This is a genomic window from Rhodococcus sp. FH8 (genome assembly GCF_019266085.1).
Classification (GTDB): domain Bacteria; phylum Actinomycetota; class Actinomycetes; order Mycobacteriales; family Mycobacteriaceae; genus Rhodococcus_F; species Rhodococcus_F qingshengii.
On sequence record NZ_LPNQ01000078.1, the window covers coordinates 405,568 to 423,172 of the forward strand.

Sequence of the window (17,605 nt, forward strand, 5' to 3'; positions counted from 1 at the left end):
CGCAGCAGACGAGTGTGCACCATCACCGGGGCCTTGCCGCAAGCCCCGGGTCCCGCGTTATCATGAAGGTGGCGGAAGACGCTTCATCATCGGCGCACCAACACCACAGCACCTGTATCGCGTGGGAGCCGCCAACTCTCGATCACCGTCGGCACCAGCATGGCCCCGAGAACACCCAGCGTCAGAGAAAACGGCACTCCGCCGCTCAGATCCCCCGACTCCGCCAACGGTGTGCAGAGCGTGATCACCAACGCGGACAGTGCAATACCTAGACCGGATGCCAACTCTTGCAGCGTTGCATGCAGAGTATTGGCATCGGTCAGCTCACCCGAGTCGACGTCGGCGAACGCCAAGCTGTTGTACGCGGTGAACCCGATGGATCGCAACGCGCCACTGACAAACAGTGCGACAGCGATTACGACGTCCGGTGTCGTCGACGAGATCAGTACCAGCGCACCGAAGCACACCACCGACAGAACTCCGTTTCCCACCAGAACTAGTCTGATCCCGAATCTGCGCATGAGCGGAGTGGTGAGCGGTTTGATCGCGATATTCCCCGCGAACAGAGCCATCACCAGCAGACCGGCCTTGAACGCCGACATTCCGAATCCCACTTGGAACAACAACGGCAGCACAAACGGCACGCCCATGATCACGAGCCGGTACAGCGAGCCGCTCGACGCGACGAGCCGAAACGATCGAAGCCGGAGGACGCCGAGCGCGATGAGCGGGTGATCCGACCGGACGAGGTGAATGACGGCCAAGCTCAACAAGATCAGAGCCGCAACGATCCCGAGGCCCACTCTTAGCCAGTCGGTTCCGGCACTGTGCACGCTCTCGAGCGCCACGACAAGCACTGCGACGCCTGCTCCGATCACCACCAATCCCAGCCAGTCAAGGCTCCGTTCCTGCGCCTCCCGAATGTCGGGCACCATGCGCAATGCCAGCAGAAACCCGACGATCCCGATCGGAACGTTGATCAGAAAGATCCAGCGCCACGAAGCGATCGACACGATGGCTCCACCCACAGCGGGCGCAAGAACCGGCGCTGTGAGCGCCGGCCACGTCAAGTAGGCGATAGCCCGTACGAGTTCCGCCTTCGACGTCACCCGCAATACTGCGAGCCGCCCTACCGGCACCATCATGGCGCCGCCTACCCCTTGTAAAGCACGCATTCCCACCAGCATCGGGAGGGAGGTGCTCAGTGCACATCCCACCGACGCCACCGTGAAAACGGCTATGGCAGAGATGAAGACACGTCGCGTTCCGAATCTGTCGGCCATCCATCCGCTCGCCGGGATCAGGACGGCCAACACCAGGAGGTACGAAGAAACGGCGACATTGACGTCGACGGCATCAACTCCGAAAGATTGGGCGATCGACGGCAGTGCCGTTGCGAGAATCGTCGCGTCCAGCATCTCCATGAACAGCGCTGCTGCCACGAGCAGCGCCAGTCCGCGGGGAAATGTCACTGCACCAGAGCCTTTCGGAGGAGCTGTCGATCAGCCGAGAGAAATCCAGCTGCCGGAGGTCACCGAGGCGACCATCGCGTCCAGAGCCTGTGCGGACGCGACTGCATCAGCGATGGTCGCGCCCTGCGGCGCTCCGTCCACGATCGAGGCGATGAAATTGCGAGCCTCGATCACTTTCAGGTCGTCGTAGCCCATCGCGTTGGCCGCGCCAGGCTGGAAGCGGCCGAACTCACCGGACTCGGGGCCGACCAGAACCGTCGTGACGGATTGGTCCTGGTACTTCGAGCCGAGGCTGGTGCCCAGTTCACCCATCCGGCGGTAGTCCCAGAACACGGCACCTTTCGTGCCGTGAATCTCGAATCCGTAATTGTTCTGCTCTCCCACGGCGACGCGGCATGCTTCGAGGGTGCACCGGCCACCCGACCCGAGGCGCAGCAGTGCGCTGACGAAGTCTTCGTTCTCGACAGCCCCCATCTCCCCACCGCTGGCCCGCGCATGTCCACTGGTAGCGGCGGACGGACGCGCACGCTCCGGGATGAAGATCGCAGTATCCGCAACGAGAGCGTCGACGTCACCGAGAAGATGACGAATCAGATCGATGCCGTGCGAAGCCAAGTCGCCCAGGACGCCGGCGCCGCCGCGCTCACGCTCGTATCGCCAACTCAAAGCACCTTCAGGGTGGGCCGCATAGTCGCTGAGGAAACGAAAACGCGAGTGCGTGATCGTGCCCAACTCCCCTGAGTCGATCAGGCTCTTTGCCAGGGCCACAGCCGGCGCGTTTCGGTAGTTGAAGCCGACGGTCGACTGCACACCGGCCTTCGAGACTGCTACGGCAACAGCTTTGGCGTCTTCCGTGGACAAGCCGACGGGCTTCTCGATCCAGATGTGTTTGCCGGCCTCTGCCATTGCGACGCCGATTTCACGGTGCAAGAAGTTCGGGGCCGTGATGCTCACCGCGTCGATGGCCGGATCGGCTGCGATATCGCGCCAATCCTGGGTGAAAGCTTCGAAACCGAATTGGTCCGCTGCTTCCTCCCCTCTGCCAGGCACCTCGTCGGCGACGGCGGCCAGGCGGATCACGGGAAGCTGCGGATAGTGCTGCCGCAGACGCAGATACGCCTGCGTGTGGACGCGGCCCATCCATCCGAATCCGGCAACTGCTACTGAAATGCCTGTCATGAGGCTCCGTTCGGGTCAAATGATCGAAGGATCGCAGAAATGCTGGGATCACAAATCACCCCCACTGACTCGGTCAGGCGGGTACTCGTGTCACCGGGATCGAGATCTAGCGGTCGACCACGGTGGTGTCGAAGTAGTAACGCGACGCTCGGTAGCAGTGGCTGCCGTACTCGACGGCGCTACCTGAATCGTCAAATGCAGTGCGGCTCATGGTCAAGAGGGCAGCACCCACTTTCTCGTCGAGCAATCCTGCTTCTTCGCGAGTCGCCGCCCGAGCGCCGATTCGCTGCCGCGCCACACGGATGTGAACGCCGCGAGTTCGCAAGGTTTGGTACAGCCCCTGCGTCTCCAACTCCTCGGGATCGGGTGCGATGTCCACCGGAATGTAGTTGGTCATCACGGCAAGCGGTTCGCCGTTGGTGCTTCGCAGACGCCTGATGGTGGCCACTTCGGCGTCAGGTTCGAGGTTGAGTTCCGCGGCAACGTCCTCGGCGGGAACTCCCACCGTGAACTCGAGCAGCTTGGTCGTCGGCGCCTGGCCGGCCCTCGCAAGGTCGTCGAACAGGCTGGTGAGCTCGACCGGGCGGTGCACCGGACTTTGCACCACCTGAGTTCCGACTCCCCGCTTACGAACAAGTAGTCCCTTGTCCACCAGCTCCTGGATCGCGCGTCGAGTGGTCGGACGTGAGAGATTGAGCCGTTTGGCCAACGCCAGTTCATTCTCGAAGCGATCACCTGGGGCAAGTTCGCCACCGAGAATAGCGCCCTCGATTGCCTGTGCCAGCTGAAAATACAGCGGCACCGGGCTCGAGCGGTCCAACTCGACGGCGAGTGCTGCGACCACGGCCAACTCCGATCTGTCTTGGGAAGGCGCCGTATCGACGCTACTTCTCTCGGCAGTGTATGCGAACACTAACATTCACTTGACCGCAAGTCATAATGTCCAGACAAACTATTGACAATCGCTGTGTCGCGGCGCACAGTTTCAGTCATACATCGGTGCCCTGCGTGGGCAACCCACCACGAACTCTCGGGAGTCAGTTTTGACAAGCATCAACACTCACCAGAGCGGGTCACACATCCCTGACGCACCCTTCGACGTGCTTGCCATCGGCCGATCGGGTGTGGACATCTACCCACTTCAGACCGGTGTCGGACTCGAGGACGTCGAGACGTTCGGCAAGTTCCTCGGCGGCAGCGCAGCCAATGTCTCGGTGGCGGCCGCGCGCCTCGGCCGGCGAGCAGCACTGATCTCCGGCGTAGGCAGCGATCCTTTCGGGAAGTTCGTCACACGCGAGTTGGCACGTCTGGGCGTCGACAACAGGTTTGTCGTCACCAATTCCGAGTACCCGACACCGGTGACGTTCTGCGAGATCTTCCCTCCTGACGACTTTCCGCTGTACTTCTACCGCAAGCCGCATGCGCCCGATCTTCGGATCACCCCGGAAGACATCGACCTCGACGCCGTTCGAACGGCGTCCCTCTACTGGTCGACTGTGACGGGGCTGTCCGAAGAACCGAGTCGCAGTGCACACTTCGCGGCCTGGGAAGCCCGCGAACGACGCCCGCTGACGGTTCTGGATCTGGACTACCGTCCGATGTTCTGGTCGACGCCCCAGGAAGCAACCAATCAGGTGCAGCGCGCTCTGGCGCACGTGACTGTGGCCGTGGGAAACCGTGAAGAGTGCGAGATCGCGGTCGGTGAGACCAACCCGAACAAGGCGGCCGACGCACTTCTCGACCTCGGCGTCGAACTGGCCATCGTGAAGCAGGGCCCGAAGGGCGTTCTCGGAAAAACGCGAAAGCAGTCGATCACCGTGCCGCCCAACGCCGTCGACGTGGTCAACGGGCTGGGAGCAGGCGACAGCTTCGGCGGATCACTGTGCCACGGACTGTTGGCCGGGTGGCCGCTGGAGAAGGTACTGCGGTACGCCAACGCGGCCGGCGCGATAGTCGCATCTCGGCTCGAATGCTCCACTGCGATGCCGACCGCCGAAGAAGTCCACGATCTCGCCGAAGCCACAGCCACGGAGGCAGTCAATGTCTGACAAGCTCGCCGCCCGCCCCCTCGCCACCACCTACGCCGAAGTGACGGAACTGCGTGCGAGCGATCCGCAGATCATCGAAAAGGCCTGGGCAGCGCGAACTCCTCGCGCCACTGTTCGAGGCAATGGCCGGCTCATGATCGTCGCGGCCGATCATCCGGCGCGTGGGGCGCTGTCTGTCGGCGGCAAGCCGACAGCGATGAACAGTCGTACCGATCTGCTGGACCGGTTGCGCACTGCTCTCGACAATCCTGGAGTCGACGGCGTTCTCGGTACTGCGGACATTCTCGACGATCTGCTCCTCCTCGGCGCCCTCGACGACAAGGTCGTCTTCTCGTCGATGAACCGCGGCGGCCTGGCAGGCGCGAGCTTCGAACTCGACGACCGCATGACGGGATACACCGCGGCGGGCACCGCGAAGTTCGGAATGAACGGCGGAAAGATGCTGCTACGCATCGCACTCGACGACGCGGGCACACTGCCCACCATGACGGCATGTGCCGAAGCCGTGGACGAACTGGCCGCGGCCGGACTGATCGCGATGCTCGAGCCGTTCCTCTCTAGTCGCGTAAACGGCAAGGTGGTCAACGATCTCAGCCCCGACGCCGTCATCAAGTCCATCCATATCTCCCAGGGCCTCGGCTCCACCTCGGCGTACACGTGGATGAAACTGCCGGTCGTCGACGAGATGGAACGCGTCATGGATGCGACCACCCTCCCGACGCTCCTCCTGGGGGGAGATCCGCAGATCGCGCCGGAAGAAACGTACGCAAAGTGGGACGCTGCACTTCAGCTGCCGTCCGTGCGCGGACTGATCGTCGGACGCGCGCTGCTCTACCCACCCGACGGCGACGTCACCGCGGCCGTCGACACCGCAGTCAAGCTCGTCCACTAGAACCGACCTGGCAGGAGCAAGATGTTCAGCAAGTACTACGTCCCCGCCGGATCGTCCGCCGACGGTGATTTCACGACAGTGGTCGCGCCGGAGTCCGCCGGGTGGACCGAATCCAGCTTGTGGACACTCGAACTCGCCCCGGGTGCGAACGTCCACCTGCAGTCCGGCGAGAACGAGATCATCGTCGTTCCACTTGCGGGTTCGGCCGTGGTTGTTGCCGAGGGGACGGAGATTCCCCTCACTGGCCGCGCATCGGTTTTCGACGGCCCGAGCGATTTCGCGTACGTAGGACGCGACGCCGACTACTCGGTCAGCAGCACGGGCGGAGGCCGCTTCGCCCTGTGCGGAGCGCGCGCCGGCGCCAAGCTTCCCCATCGATACGGTCCCGCGTCCGGAGTCGCGGTCGAACTTCGCGGCGCCGGAAACTGCAGCCGACAGGTTCACAACTTCGCCACCGCAGACACCTTCGAGGCCGACTCCATCATCGCGTGTGAGGTCATCACCCCCGGCGGGAACTGGTCGTCGTATCCCAGCCACAAGCACGACGAGAACAGCGACGTCGAATCGGCCCTGGAAGAGATCTACTACTTCGAGATCGACAGAAGCCCCACCGGGACCGAAGGTTTCGGCTACCACCGCGTATACGGAACCGCCGAGAGACCTATCGAAGTGCTCGAGGAAGTCCGCTCGGGCGACGTCGTTCTCGTGCCGCACGGCTATCACGGCCCGTCCATCGCAGCGCCGGGCCACCACATGTACTACCTCAATGTCATGGCAGGTTCGGGCGAGATCCGGGCGTGGAACATCTGTGACGATCCGCAACACACCTGGCTACGTGGAAGCTGGGATCACCAGGACATCGACCCTCGACTGCCGTTGCAGTCCCACAACTGACGGAAGTGAAAGCTGTGGCACCCACCAACAACGCAACAGGCAATCGTCCACCTCGCGACGAGCCGACCGTATACCTCACCGTTTCTCAAGCTGTCGTCCGCTTCCTCGCCAACCAGTACACCGAACGCGACGGCCAGCGCACCAAGCTGTTCGCCGGCTGCTTCGGAATCTTCGGGCACGGCAACGTCGCCGGACTGGGGCAGGCACTCTTGCAGGCCGAGATCCAGGATCTCGACGCCGGCCGTGAGCCGACACTCCCCTACGTGCTCGGCCGCAATGAACAGGCGATGGTGCACTCGGCTGTCGCGCACGCCCGCATGAAGGACCGCCTGCAGACGTGGGCGGTCTCGTCCAGCGTCGGCCCCGGTGCCACCAATATGATCACCGGCGCGGCACTGGCCACCATCAATCGTCTACCTGTATTACTCCTTCCCGCAGACACTTTCGCGACCCGCGCCAGTGCCCCCGTCTTACAGGAACTCGAACTCCCGTCGAGCGGCGACGTCACAGTCAACGACGCTTTCAAACCCGTCTCACGATACTTCGATCGGGTATGGCGCCCGGAGCAGTTGCCGAGCGCTCTGCTCGCCGGGATGCGCGTTCTCACTGATCCCGTCGAGACCGGCGCGGTCACCATCGCCATCCCGCAGGACGTGCAGGCCGAGGCTTTCGACTGGCCCGAGTCCTTCTTCGCCGAACGGGTGTGGCACGTGGCCCGCCCGCTCCCCGAACGATCGGTGATCGAACGCGCCGCCGCGATCATCCGCTCGGCTCGCAAGCCACTGATCGTCGCCGGCGGCGGCGTGATCTACAGCCAGGCCACCGACTCTCTGGCAGCGTTCTGCGCGCAGACCGGGATCCCCGTGGGGCAGAGCCAGGCCGGCAAGGGTTCATTGGTCTACGACCATCCACAATCCGTCGGGGCGGTGGGGTCCACCGGCACTACGGCTGCAAACGCACTGGCCACCGAGGCTGACGTCGTCATCGGAATCGGTACGCGGTACAGCGATTTCACGAGCGCGTCCCGCACCGCGTTCACCAATCCCGACGTTCGCTTCGTCAACATCAACGTCGCATCACTGGACTCCGTGAAGCAGGGCGGAGTCAGCGTTGTCGCCGACGCACGTGAGGCACTCGACGCGCTGGCACTTGCACTGAACGACTACCGGGTGGACGACGAATATGCGTCCAGGATCGGTGACCTCGCTCGCGATTGGGATGCGATCGTCGAATCCGTCTACAACCCAGCCGAACCCGCTGCCGACGGGTCACTGAATCAGAATCAGGTGATCGGCCTGGTCAACACACTGTCCGATCCACGTGACGTCGTGGTGTGCGCTGCCGGGTCCATGCCAGGTGACCTCCACAAGCTGTGGCGAACCCGTGATTCCAAGGGGTATCACGTCGAATACGGGTACTCGTGCATGGGATACGAAGTTGCCGGCGGTCTAGGCGTCCGCATGGCGTGCCCCGATCGCGACGTGTTCGTGATGGTCGGAGACGGTTCCTATCTGATGATGGCCACCGAATTGGTCACCGCCGTACAGGAACGCCTCAAGGTCATCGTCGTCCTGGTGCAGAATCACGGATTTGCCTCCATCGGTTCACTGTCCGAGTCGCTGGGTTCCCAGCGCTTCGGCACGCAGTACCGCTACCGCTCGAATGACGGACGTCTCGACGGAGGGGTTCTCCCGGTCGATCTGGCCGCGAACGCTGCCAGCCTCGGTGTCGACGTCATCCGCGCCAACACCGCTGCCGAGTTCGCCGACGCGATCAAGGTTGCCAAAGCAAGCGACACCAGCACCGTCATCCACGTCGAAACCGATCCGCTGATCGGCGCCCCGGACAGCGAATCCTGGTGGGATGTACCGGTATCGGCCACCTCCGAACTGGAGTCCACCAAGAAGGCACGGACAACTTACGAGTCCTGGAAGAAGATCCAGCGACCGTACCTCCGTCCATCCGAATGAAAATTCCGCACAACCACACCCCATAAAGTTTGCCCGCGAAAGGAATCTAGACATGAGCGCGATTCGCGTCGGATCAGCCCCCGACTCCTGGGGCGTGTGGTTTCCGGACGATCCACAGCAGACCCCTTACACACGATTCCTCGACGAGGTATCCGCGTCGGGATACGAATGGATCGAACTCGGCCCGTTCGGATACCTTCCGACCGATCCAGCCAAGTTGACGGACGAACTCGGCGCCCGCGGCCTGAAGCTTTCGGCCGGTACCGTTTTCGAACACCTGCACCAGGACGATTCCTGGGATGCCGTCTGGAATCAGATCAAGGACGTCGCCAAGTTGACCGCAGCCGTCGGCGGCAAGCACGTGGTGGTCATCCCTGAGATGTGGCGCGACCCTTCCACCGGAGCGGTACTCGAAGACCGCAATCTGACGCCCGAGCAGTGGCGTAAGAAAACCGACGGCATGAACGCTCTCGGGAAGGCAATGCTCGAGGAGTACGGCGTCATGGCGCAGTACCATCCTCATGCCGACAGTCACGTCGACATCGAAGACAACGTCTACAAGTTCCTCGAAGGGACCGACGAGCGTTTCGTGAATCTGTGTCTCGACACCGGCCACATCAGCTACTGCGGCGGCGACAATCTCGCAATTATCAACAAACATCCGGAGCGCATCGGGTACCTACACCTCAAACAGGTGGATCCGGCGATAGTCGCCAAGGTTGAGGCGGAGGACCTGCCGTTCGGTGAGGCCGTCAAACTCGGTGCCATGATCGAACCGCCGCGCGGAATCCCCGACATGCCGCCGCTTCTGGAGGCCATCGAGAAGCTCGGCATCGACGTGTTCGCGATCGTCGAGCAGGACATGTATCCCTGCCATCCCGACACACCGCTGCCCATCGCAGCGCGCACTCAGAAATACCTGTCCACCTGTGGCGTCCCCGCCGTCCGCTTCAACTGAGCAACACAATCGAGGAGTACCACCGCATGTCTGACAACCAGGATCTCCGGATCGCAGTGCTCGGCGTCGGCATCATGGGGGCCGATCACGTCGACCGCATCACCAACAAAATCGGCGGTGCCCGCGTCACCGTCGTCAACGACTACTCTCTCGCCCGCGCCGAGGAAATCGCAGCACTGACGCCAGGGGCGCGCGTCGTCGTCGATCCGTTCGATGCCATCGCAGCCGAGGACGTCGACGCCGTTGTTCTCGCAACCCCGGGCCCGACCCATGAGAAGCAGGTTCTTGCCTGCCTCGAAGCGGGCAAGCCTGTTCTCTGCGAAAAGCCGCTGACCACCGACGCGGACAGTTCGCTCACGATCGTCAAAGCCGAAGCAGCGCTGGGCAAGAAGCTGATCCAGGTCGGCTTCATGCGGCGATTCGACCACGAATACACCCAGCTCAAGGATTTGATCGACAGCGGCGATCTCGGTCGCCCGCTCGTGCTGCACTGTGCGCATCGTAATCCTGCGGTTCCGAAGGGTTTCGACAGCGCGATGATCGTCAAGGACTCACTCGTCCACGAGGTCGACGTGACACGATTCCTGCTCGACGAAGAGATCACCTCGGTGCAGATCATCCGACCGGCCGCGAATTCGCTTGCTCCCGAGGGCATTCAAGACCCACAGATCGCGATATTCGAGACCGAGTCCGGTAGACACGTCGACGCCGAGGTGTTTGTCACCACCGGAGTTGCCTACGAGGTGCGCACCGAAGTTGTCGGCGAACTCGGAAGCGCGATGATCGGACTCGACGTGGGACTGATCCGAAAGACCAAGCCCGGCAACTGGGGTGGGCAGATCACCCCAGGATTCCGCGAACGCTTCGGGCAGGCCTACGACACCGAGTTCGCCCGGTGGATCAAGGCAGTGAAGACGGGCGCCGGCACCGGCAACTACATCGACGGACCAGGTGCTTGGGACGGGTACGCCGCGGCCGCTGTCTGCGCCGCCGGTGTGAAGTCTCTGGAGACGGGTCAGCGCGTCGTCGTGGACATGGTTGCGCGCGACTCTGTGGCCGGAGCTTAGCGATGAAGGTCGCACTCGACCCCACACCTTTCCATCACGATTACTCACTACTCGAGCTACCTCAGGTTGTTGCCGATCTCGGGTACGAGTACCTGCAGCTCACACCGCACGTCGACATGATCCCGTTCTTCAATCACCCGAAAGCCGACGACGCGCTCGTCACCGAGTTCCGGAAGGCCTGCGCGAGTGCGGGAGTCGGCATCGCGTCGGTGCTCCCGGTCCTTCGGTGGTCCGGCCCGGACGAGGACGCTCGCGAAGCAGCCGTGCGTTACTGGAAGCGGGCCATCCAGATCACGGTCGATCTCGGTGTCAACGTCATGAACACCGAATTCTCCGGCCGCCCCGAAAAGGCCGAAGAGTCCGAGCGTGCGTTCTATCGTTCGATGGAGGAACTGGTTCCGATCATCGAACGCGAGGGAATCGACGTCCTGATCGACCCCCACCCGGACGATTTTGTCGAAGACGGACTAGCCGCGATCCGCACGATCCGTGGTGTGAACTCCAAGAACCTCGGCATGGTGATCGTGGCGTGCCACCAATTCCACATGGGTGGGGACCTTCCCGCCATCATGGAGGCCGCCGGCGACATGGTCCGACTCGTTCACGTGGCGGACACCATGGATCATCACCGTTCCCACGGACTGCGCTACATCACCAACCCGCCAGGCAATGCCGTTCGAGTGCATCAGCATCTCAAAATCGGTGACGGAGACGTCAACTGGGACGAATTCTTCGGCGGTCTCGATAAACTCGGCTTCTACGATCGCGACAACACCGTGATGGTGTCGAGCGTCTTCGCCGAGAACGAAAACGCGCACGAGGTTTCCCGGTACCAGCGCGAGACGATGAACGACTACGTCGCCAAGTACACCTCCCCGAACTCCTGAGTCACCAGACCACTAGGAAATACCATGACCAGCACTGATACTCGTGTCATCGCGCACTGGTTGGACGGCAAGCCGTTCGCCGGAACGTCCGAGGACACCGCCACCGTCACCAACCCCGCCACCGGACAGATCACCGGCCGACTGGCCCTGGCGAACCTCGAGGACGCCCGCGCTGTCATCGACGCGGCTGCGGCGGCCTTCCCCGCCTGGCGTGACACCTCACTGGCCCGGCGCACACAGGTACTGTTCAGCTTCCGCGAACTCCTCAATGCTCGCAAAGGTGAACTCGCCGAGATCATCACAGCCGAGCACGGCAAGGTTCTCTCCGACGCCCTCGGCGAAATCAGCCGCGGGCAGGAAGTTGTCGAATTCGCTTGCGGAATACCGCATCTCCTCAAGGGCGGATACACCGAGAATGCATCGACCAAGGTCGACGTCTACTCCATCCGCCAACCCCTCGGCCCCGTCGGCATCATCTCCCCCTTCAACTTTCCCGCGATGGTCCCGATGTGGTTCTTCCCGGTCGCCATTGCCGCCGGGAACACCGTGATTCTCAAGCCCTCGGAGAAGGACCCCACCGCCGCGATCTGGCTCGCCGAACTCTGGGCCGAAGCCGGTCTGCCTCCTGGTGTCTTCAACGTCCTCCAAGGTGACAAGCTCGCCGTCGACGAACTTCTGGAAAACAAAGCAGTCAAAGCGATTTCGTTTGTCGGATCCACCCCCATCGCCCAGTACGTCTATGCCACCGGCACCGCCAACGGCAAACGCGTGCAAGCACTCGGCGGCGCCAAGAACCACGCCATCGTTCTGCCGGACGCCGACCTCGACCTCGCCGCCGACGCAATGGTCAACGCGGGATTCGGCTCCGCGGGCGAACGATGCATGGCGATCTCCGCCCTGGTCGCAGTCGGCGACATCGCCGACGAACTGGTTGCCAAGATCGTCGAACGCACCACTCCCCTCGTCACCGGTGACGGCACCAAGAACTCCGACATGGGTCCGCTCGTCACCAAGGCCCATCGCGACAAAGTCGCGTCCTATGTCGATGCCGGCGAGAAGGACGGTGCCACGATCGTGGTCGACGGACGCACAGTTCAGGCCGATGGTGGACCGGACGGCTTCTGGCTCGGGCCCACCCTCATCGACCACGTCACCACCGACATGTCGATCTACACCGACGAAATCTTCGGACCTGTCCTGTCCGTCGTGCGTGTCGATACCTACGACCAAGCCCTCGAACTGATCAACAACAACCCGTACGGAAACGGCACCGCCATCTTCACCAACGACGGCGGCGCTGCCCGACGCTTCCAGAACGAGGTGGAGGTCGGAATGATCGGCATCAACGTCCCCATCCCGGTTCCCATGGCCTACTACAGCTTCGGCGGCTGGAAGAACAGCCTCTTCGGTGACACCCACGCTCACGGGACAGAAGGTGTTCATTTCTTCACGCGAGGTAAAGCCGTCACCAGTCGCTGGCTCGACCCCAGCCACGGCGGAATCAACCTCGGATTCCCCGAGAACAGTTAGCCGGCAAGACATCTGTGGCCGAGACTCTCGAAGAGTCTCGGCCACAGATGTTTTCGAGAGGTCTACGTGACCGTGGGGTGGTACGTCAGTACTTGAACTCCGGATTCGTACCGACGATCGTCCTTCAACTCGAGGACGATCTTGTCGGCCGATTCGGGGAACACTCTCCCGCCGGACCCGAGAATGACCGGGAAGACCATCAGACGAAGCTCGTCGACCAGACCGGCCAGCAACAACGCGTGGACGAGCGTCCGACTTCCCGCGACCAGGATCTCGCCGTCGATCTGCTCCTTGAGCTTCGGGACAGATTCCTCGATGGGACCGTCGAGCGCCGTCGAGTTGTTCCATTCGAGCGGTTCGGTCGAACTCGTGACGACGTACTTGGGCATCTCGTTCATCTTGTCCGCAAAGCCTTGGTCGTCCTCGCGCTCGGGCCAGGCACCGGCGAAGCTCTCGTAGGTCCGCCGCCCGAGCAGAAGGACGTCCGCGGCGAGGGTTTCGTCGAGTTTGAACTTCATCTGATCGCCCTCCTGGTACGGAAAGACCCATCCAGTGTGCGCATAACCCGGTTCGCCACCGGGAGCTTCCATCACCATGTCCAAGGACACGAATTCTGTCACCACGATCTTGCCCATACCGATCCCCTGTCGTCAGTGCGTGTGCGCCATTCGAGTAGCCGACTACCCCACTGTTACAGACTCTGCGTGGTGGTGGAACTCATCGGCGGCGATCTCCGATTGTCACCACATAAAGACGTCAGCACACAACCCAGGCACCGTTCTCCTTGATCAACGTGATGTCTTCGCGCATCATCTCGGACGGATCCTCGGTGCTGTAATGGCGAGTGTTGGCTGTCGCCGAATCCCCGTTCACGACGATGTTCTCCACTCCGTCCAGCCTCAGACTGGCAAGTGCGTCGTCGAACGGCGACTCTTCGACTCGCGGACTCTCGCTGCGCATCGAACTGCATTGAGTGCTGTCCACTGCCTCCCAGTCCCTTTCGGCCATGAATTCGAAACTCTGACCGACGACCGCAGAGATTTGGCTCTCGGCCGACGGTTCCGAATCGCCGGAACATCCGACGACAGCGGTCAATGCTCCAACGAGCGTCATTGCCGCGAGCGTCTGGCGTCCACGCGTGCCTGCGAAGTTCATCCGTCCACTATGACCGATGTACAAACCGAATCGCCTGTTTTCGATCCCTCTGCTTGCGTGGCGATTCGGACGTTCCCTCAGGTTCGCATACCCTCGTATATCGATGATGTGGCGTCGAAAGTGTGCAGTGGCAGTAGCCGGAACAGTGCTCTCAGGGAGCATTGCGTTTACCGGTGTCGTAGGGACCTCGGGAGTGGCCGGCGCCCAACCGGCCCCGCCGCCGCCCACCACCACCACCGAAGCGCCGTTCACAACACCCAACACCGACAGCTGCCCGTTCACGAGTAGCCCGGCACCGGCGATCGATCTCTCCGAAGCACCCGCGCCCGGATCCACGGCCCCGACTGCTGTCCCGATTCCGGAAAGCCCCGTCGGTGGAGACAAGCTCGGCGAGTGCGGTGTTGTGCTCCCTGACGGCGCTCCCCCGCTCCCGGCCGACATCGCGGCATCAGGATGGGTACTCGCGGACGCCGAAACCGGCGAGGTCCTCGCCGCCAAAGATCCGCACGGTCGCTACCGCCCGGCCAGCACCATCAAGATGCTCTTGGCTCTTGTCGCGCTCGACGAACTCGATCTCGACACCGAAATCACCGCAACGGCCGAAGACGCGGACGCTGAAGGTAGCGCTGTCGGCATCGGCAAGGGCGGCAAGTACACCAACCGGCAACTGATGCAGGGTCTGGTCATGGCGTCGGGAAACGATGCCGCGCATGCTCTTGCCCGCCAACTCGGCGGTGACGCTGCAGCCGTGTCGAAAATGAACGCGCTCGCGGCCGAACTCGGCGCCCTCGACACTCGCACGGCAACTCCATCCGGACTCGACGGCCCGGGGATGAGCAGCTCGCCGTACGACCTGGCCGTGATTTTCCATACCGCCCTGCAGAATCCGACGTTTGCCGGTCTGATCCATACCGAGACCGTCGAATTTCCCGGCTTCCCCAAGGATCCGACGATTCCCGACGATCAGGACCGCCCCGGATTCACTCTCGCCAACGACAATCAGCTGCTCTACAACTACGACGGCGCATTGGGCGGCAAGACCGGCTTCACCGACGACGCCCGCCACACGTATGTGGGTGGCGCGGAGCGTAACGGCCGGAAACTACTGGTGACATTGATGGGCGGCGAAGCCAAGCCGATCCGTCCCTGGGAACAAGCTGCCCGTCTACTCGACTACGGATATGCACTCCCCGCGAGCACAACCGTCGGCTCGTTGACGGATCGATCCACCGACGATGCCTCGCCCGAGGTCACTCGCACACCGTCTGCCGCTGCACCAGGCTCGATCTCGGCTGCACCCACCGCTACCGACGCCGAATCCGACACCACTGACCGCATACTCATCGGTGCGGTCGGCGGAGTAGTGGTGATCGCGCTGGTGGCGGGAGCCGTTGCCCTCAACCGTCGGAGGCGCTAGCGCGGCCGACGACGCATGAAGCCCGAAAGACCCAGGCCGGCAACCGCACCCGTGGCGATCAGCGCAGCCACGCGAGACGGTGAAGCACCGTCACTGACAACGATTCGCGGCGAGATCACGGCGGGATCCGGCGGCGGAACGAACGCCAGGGCCATACTTTCCTTGGTCGTCGCCGCCCACGCCGTGCAGAACAGCAGCATCCGTGACGCCGTGAACACGAACACGAGCAAACCGATGATCGGACCGAATGCCACGCCCGCTGGTCCGTTGGTGACGGCAGCGAGGTAGATCGCACCCACCTGCTTGAAGATCTCGAACACAACTGCGGCGATAAGCGCTGCCTGCGCAGCGCTACGCAGCGTGACAGGCTCGCGCGGCAGCCGGGCGATCACCCACAGGAACACCGCCCACGTCGCCAGGAGTGAGAGCAACAGTGAAATGACTCTGAGCCCCACGCCGACACCGGTGATGTTCTCGAGGTTGAGCCATTTCACGATCTGAGTCGCAACCGGCCCACTGCTCAGCGCCGACATTCCCAGTGAGACGACCATGGCGAGAGCCAGACCGACGAGGGCCCCCGCGTCACCAAGTTTGGTACGTACGAAACCCTTCGGCTCGCGCTTGCTCTCCCACATCGCCGTCAGCGCGTCGCGAACGTTTGCCATCCAACCGAGACCCGCGTACGCGGCACCCAGGAGACCGAAGATTCCGACGCTCGCGCGCGAGTCGATGGCCGAATCGATCAGCGTGTTGATGGTGTCACCCAAGCTGCCCGGAATGCTCTTGGTGATCTGCTCCTGAATCGACTCCAGGTACTCGGGATGCCCGGCCAATACGAAACCGGCCACTGCAAACGCGACCATCATGATCGGAATCAACGCGAGAACGCTGAAGTACGTGATACCAGCAGCGTAATAGTCGCCTTTTTGCTCTTGAAACCGTCCGGCCGCGCGAACCAGATGATCGAGCCAGGGTCGCGCTGCCCGTTGCTTCTCGAGAAAGCTCGGTGCGTCGTCGTCCGTGTCAGCCATTGCCGTCCCCCTCATGTTCGGTCAGGCGTCGTGAGTCCGAATTCGCGTAAGTCAGCCCTTCGGTGCCAGGAATCCGACCTTGTCATAGACAGCGGCGAGAGTGCGTGAAGACACCTCACGGGCGCGGTGCGCTCCAGCCGCGATGATGCGATCCAGCTCTGCCTCGTCGGCAAGGTAACCGTCGACCTTCGCCTTGAGTGGGGTGACGAACTCGGTCAGCACGTCAGCGGTATCGGTCTTGAGGTCGCCGTACCCCTTGCCCTCGTAACCGGCCACCAGAGTCTCGATCGGTACTCCCGAGAGAGCCGACTGAATGGTGAGCAGGTTGCTGACGCCCGGCTTGGCCTGCGGGTCGAAACGAATCTCGCGCTCGTTGTCGGTGACGGCCGACTTGATCTTCTTCGCCGACACCTTCGGATCGTCGAGCAGATTGATCAGTCCGGCCGCACTGGCAGCGGACTTGCTCATCTTCGCGGTCGGATCCTGCAGGTCGTAGATCTTTGCCGTGCCCTTGATGATCTGCGGCTCGGGAACGACGAACGCCTTGCCGTAGCGGGTGTTGAACCGTCCGGCCAGATCGCGTGCGAGTTCGAGGTGCTGACGCTGATCCTCACCCACCGGAACTCGCTGCGGGCGGTACAGAAGGATGTCCGCGGCCATCAGAACCGGATACGTGAACAAGCCGACACTGGCGTTGTCGCTGCCTTGCTTGGCGGACTTGTCCTTGAACTGCGTCATACGGCTGGCTTCACCGAAACCGGTGATGCAGTTCAGGACCCACGCCAACTGTGCGTGCTCGGGAACCTGACTCTGTACGAACAGCGTCGCCCGATCCGGATCGATCCCCACCGCAAGGAGCTGAGCCACCGCAACCTTGGTGCGACGACGCAATTCCTTCGGGTCCTGCGTCACCGTGATGGCGTGAAGATCCGGAATGAAGTAGAAAGCGTCGAAATCGTCCTGCAACGGAACCCACTGCTGCAGCGCACCCAGGTAGTTGCCGAGGTGGAAAGAATCCGACGTCGGCTGGATTCCGGAAAGCACGCGAGGCTTTGCGGTGGGCTTCTGTTCTGCAGGGGTCGACATGGTTCCGATCTTTTCACGA

16 protein-coding genes are annotated in these 17,605 nt (G+C 62.5%); 9 read left to right on the forward strand and 7 right to left on the reverse strand.

Annotated elements, in window-relative coordinates; genetic code table 11:
• Positions 1 to 86: 86 nt before the first annotated feature.
• From ATN38_RS25705 to ATN38_RS25715, 3 genes are all read right to left on the reverse strand, one after another.
• Entirely contained in the window at positions 87 to 1,472 is a 1,386-nt protein-coding gene (locus ATN38_RS25705) for an MFS transporter (protein ID WP_193595425.1), read from the reverse strand.
• 30 nt (positions 1,473 to 1,502) lie between these two features.
• A complete protein-coding gene (locus ATN38_RS25710; protein ID WP_021332507.1) occupies positions 1,503 to 2,651 on the reverse strand; it encodes a Gfo/Idh/MocA family protein in 1,149 nt (382 codons plus the stop codon).
• 106 nt (positions 2,652 to 2,757) lie between these two features.
• On the reverse strand, positions 2,758 to 3,495 hold the full coding sequence (locus ATN38_RS25715) for a GntR family transcriptional regulator (RefSeq protein ID WP_003941006.1): 738 nt from the start codon (positions 3,493 to 3,495) through the stop codon (positions 2,758 to 2,760).
• Positions 3,496 to 3,694: 199 nt separating this feature from the next.
• Between ATN38_RS25715 and iolC the strand changes: the two genes are divergently transcribed.
• The 8 genes from iolC to ATN38_RS25755 are packed head-to-tail and all read left to right on the forward strand — an operon-like array spanning position 3,695 to position 12,897.
• Positions 3,695 to 4,699: a 5-dehydro-2-deoxygluconokinase gene (gene iolC / locus ATN38_RS25720; RefSeq protein WP_193604587.1), complete on the forward strand. Its 1,005-nt coding sequence runs from the start codon at positions 3,695 to 3,697 to the stop codon at positions 4,697 to 4,699.
• Positions 4,692 to 5,591: a hypothetical protein gene (locus ATN38_RS25725; protein ID WP_021332504.1), complete on the forward strand. Its 900-nt coding sequence runs from the start codon at positions 4,692 to 4,694 to the stop codon at positions 5,589 to 5,591. The genes iolC and ATN38_RS25725 overlap by 8 nt, the downstream gene beginning before the upstream one ends.
• Before the next feature lie 21 nt (positions 5,592 to 5,612).
• Entirely contained in the window at positions 5,613 to 6,485 is an 873-nt protein-coding gene (iolB, locus tag ATN38_RS25730; protein WP_193595427.1) for a 5-deoxy-glucuronate isomerase, read from the forward strand.
• 14 nt (positions 6,486 to 6,499) lie between these two features.
• The gene (gene iolD, locus ATN38_RS25735; RefSeq protein WP_030535076.1) at positions 6,500 to 8,455 is read left to right on the forward strand and encodes a 3D-(3,5/4)-trihydroxycyclohexane-1,2-dione acylhydrolase (decyclizing); all 1,956 of its coding nucleotides are present in this window, start codon (positions 6,500 to 6,502) and stop codon (positions 8,453 to 8,455) included.
• A 52-nt stretch (positions 8,456 to 8,507) separates the two neighbouring features.
• Positions 8,508 to 9,413 (forward strand): sugar phosphate isomerase/epimerase, encoded by a 906-nt coding sequence (locus tag ATN38_RS25740; protein WP_007727370.1) that lies wholly within the window; start codon positions 8,508 to 8,510, stop codon positions 9,411 to 9,413.
• A 26-nt stretch (positions 9,414 to 9,439) separates the two neighbouring features.
• Positions 9,440 to 10,480 carry a Gfo/Idh/MocA family protein gene (locus ATN38_RS25745; RefSeq protein WP_054188147.1) on the forward strand — a complete coding sequence of 347 codons (1,041 nt, stop codon included), beginning with the start codon at positions 9,440 to 9,442 and terminating at the stop codon, positions 10,478 to 10,480.
• A gap of 2 nt (positions 10,481 to 10,482) precedes the next feature.
• Positions 10,483 to 11,367, forward strand: a complete 885-nt coding sequence (locus ATN38_RS25750) for a sugar phosphate isomerase/epimerase family protein (protein WP_070162752.1) — start codon at positions 10,483 to 10,485, stop codon at positions 11,365 to 11,367.
• Positions 11,368 to 11,391: 24 nt separating this feature from the next.
• Positions 11,392 to 12,897: a CoA-acylating methylmalonate-semialdehyde dehydrogenase gene (locus tag ATN38_RS25755; protein ID WP_003941032.1), complete on the forward strand. Its 1,506-nt coding sequence runs from the start codon at positions 11,392 to 11,394 to the stop codon at positions 12,895 to 12,897.
• Between the two features lie 62 nt (positions 12,898 to 12,959).
• On the opposite strand, the gene ATN38_RS25760 is transcribed toward ATN38_RS25755, so the two are convergent.
• The gene (locus ATN38_RS25760; protein ID WP_003940686.1) at positions 12,960 to 13,532 is read right to left on the reverse strand and encodes a dihydrofolate reductase family protein; all 573 of its coding nucleotides are present in this window, start codon (positions 13,530 to 13,532) and stop codon (positions 12,960 to 12,962) included.
• A 121-nt stretch (positions 13,533 to 13,653) separates the two neighbouring features.
• Positions 13,654 to 14,052 (reverse strand): hypothetical protein, encoded by a 399-nt coding sequence (locus tag ATN38_RS25765; RefSeq protein ID WP_021343646.1) that lies wholly within the window; start codon positions 14,050 to 14,052, stop codon positions 13,654 to 13,656.
• A 103-nt stretch (positions 14,053 to 14,155) separates the two neighbouring features.
• Here ATN38_RS25765 and ATN38_RS25770 point away from each other — a divergent pair, with 103 nt between their 5' ends.
• On the forward strand, positions 14,156 to 15,469 hold the full coding sequence (locus tag ATN38_RS25770; protein WP_083197715.1) for a D-alanyl-D-alanine carboxypeptidase family protein: 1,314 nt from the start codon (positions 14,156 to 14,158) through the stop codon (positions 15,467 to 15,469).
• Here the strand turns inward: ATN38_RS25770 and yhjD are convergent.
• Positions 15,466 to 16,500, reverse strand: a complete 1,035-nt coding sequence (gene yhjD / locus ATN38_RS25775; RefSeq protein WP_050654860.1) for an inner membrane protein YhjD — start codon at positions 16,498 to 16,500, stop codon at positions 15,466 to 15,468. The two genes, ATN38_RS25770 and yhjD, sit on opposite strands and share 4 nt — an antisense overlap.
• Before the next feature lie 51 nt (positions 16,501 to 16,551).
• Positions 16,552 to 17,586, reverse strand: coding sequence for a tryptophan--tRNA ligase (trpS, locus tag ATN38_RS25780; RefSeq protein WP_003941025.1), 1,035 nt, complete (start codon positions 17,584 to 17,586; stop codon positions 16,552 to 16,554).
• Positions 17,587 to 17,605: the final 19 nt, after the last annotated feature.